We start from the raw sequence: 1,235 nt of genomic DNA on the forward strand, positions 1-1,235 counted from the left end.
TTGGCACAGGCGGTTAGAGATAAACACATCATCATTAAACTTGCCAAAGAATAAAGTCTCATTTTGTATCCCCTTTCTTTTCAGTCCGCTCCGGGTTCCCGTCAGCCTGTTCGGCTTTGGGTTTCGGCCCCGCTTTACCGGCCGGCTTTTTGCCTTTGTTTTTACCCTTCTCAACCTTGGGTGCGTTCTGGGCCAGTCTTGTCAGTCCACCCGTGATGGCGTCAATGGCTGTGTTGGTGCCATTGAGACTGTCACTGCCACCCATGATGCCGGTAATCGCACTCGCACCGCCAATAATCCCGGTATGGATCATGCCGCTAGCCATCTTGTTTATATCTGTCGTGTCGTCATATCTATAAGAAAGAAGATTACTATAAATATTATTTTGGAATATCAGTAACTTTTGTTACCTGGAAAAAAGACTGGCTGATCTGATGAATACGTTTTTTACCCAGCAAGTTGGGATATTGATACAACACTGATGAAACCAAATGATGTTCTATATGTGCCGGATCAGGAGAATTTGTATCCATAGTCCCGATACCATAAAAGATTGTTTCATAATGGGAGGTATCATCCCAATAACTGTCAGGAAAAGTACAAAAATTAGTACTCAAAGAGGAATTGTTGCATTGATAAATGGGATTATCTTTCCCAATGGGCCTAACCAATTTAATACCAAAATTAATAGCATTCATGGTGACTTCATCGACATGATTTGTCCACATGGTGGTCGCACCTGTGCTTGGATCACTTGAATATGGCACTTCAGATATAAATCTTTGTGTATAGGTATCAAGAACTTGAGAATCAATTAATGCATATACAGTTGGTTTTCCTCCATGTGTCATGGCCTGTCTTTCATTACCCTGGCTATCAACCCATTTTATTTTATTTGGTTTTCCACTATCACCAGAATGAAGACCTGTATCAGTTAACTGATAGCCTAAATCTTGCAATCTCTCCTCCGTATCAAGTTTAGCCATACCTATATAATCAGCTAACTTTGATCCATCCAACCAATCAGGATCATTACTTCGTGTTTTAGCTACATATTTTGTCAACCTTTCCGGAACAACAACCCTTATTACATCATCCGTTTTGGAAAGGGGTTTCGCATCTCCCTTCCTATTCCAGATAGGAATGTAAAACTTGTTGGCACAGGCGGTTAGAGATAAACACATCATCATTAAACTTGCCAAAGAATAAAGTCTCATTTTGTATCCCCTTTCTTT

The 1,235-nt window shown here is 40.6% G+C and carries 2 protein-coding genes; both read right to left on the reverse strand.

Annotated features, from left to right (window positions below; all coding sequences use genetic code 11):
- Positions 1-58: 58 nt before the first annotated feature.
- Positions 59-313 carry a hypothetical protein gene (locus H3T44_RS09030; protein ID WP_198196972.1) on the reverse strand — a complete coding sequence of 85 codons (255 nt, stop codon included), beginning with the start codon at positions 311-313 and terminating at the stop codon, positions 59-61.
- Between the two features lie 67 nt (positions 314-380).
- Positions 381-1,217, reverse strand: coding sequence for a hypothetical protein (locus tag H3T44_RS09035; RefSeq protein ID WP_198196973.1), 837 nt, complete (start codon positions 1,215-1,217; stop codon positions 381-383).
- Between the last annotated feature and the right edge of the window lie 18 nt (positions 1,218-1,235).

The sequence above is a fragment of the Commensalibacter sp. M0355 genome (genome assembly GCF_016101365.1).
Taxonomy (GTDB): Bacteria; Pseudomonadota; Alphaproteobacteria; order Acetobacterales; family Acetobacteraceae; genus Commensalibacter; species Commensalibacter melissae.